Origin of the sequence: Pseudomonas sp. AL03 (assembly GCF_029960815.1) — a bacterium.
In the GTDB taxonomy this organism is placed as follows: Bacteria; Pseudomonadota; Gammaproteobacteria; order Pseudomonadales; family Pseudomonadaceae; genus Aquipseudomonas.
In genome coordinates, this window is sequence record NZ_JASBRE010000083.1 from 1 (window position 1) to 442 (window position 442).

2 pseudogenes are annotated in these 442 nt (G+C 59.3%); both read right to left on the reverse strand.

What is annotated here, in order from left to right:
- Positions 1–258 (reverse strand): annotated as a pseudogene (locus tag QK293_RS27495) (amino acid ABC transporter permease); the annotation flags it as partial.
- Positions 259–268: 10 nt separating this feature from the next.
- A pseudogene (locus QK293_RS27500) lies at positions 269–442 on the reverse strand (amino acid ABC transporter permease); the annotation flags it as partial.

Sequence of the window (442 nt, forward strand, 5' to 3'; positions counted from 1 at the left end):
GAACTGGCCGAAGCGCTGCTGGATGAACACCCAGCAGGCGCCCTCCTTGGTGCAGTCAGCCTGGGTGGTGCCGACCCAGTTGGCATCGAGGATCGCCCAGCTCAGGATCGGCGGCACCACCAGGTAGATCAGGTAGAACGCGAACAGGGTCAGCAGGGTGTTGAGCCAGCTGGAGAACATGTTGGCGCGCATCCACGCCACGACACCGATGCTGCGGCTCGGGGGTGGCATGTCAGGTTTGAAAGTATGAGTCGTCATGCGCTTTTCCTTACCGCTCGATCAGCGCAATGCGCTTGTTGTACCAGTTCATCAGCAGGGAAATGCTGATACTGATCGCCAGGTACACGCTCATGGTGATGGCAATCACCTCGATCGCCTGCCCGGTCTGGTTCAGCACCGTACCGGCAAACAACGAGACCATTTCCGGATAACCGATACCGGC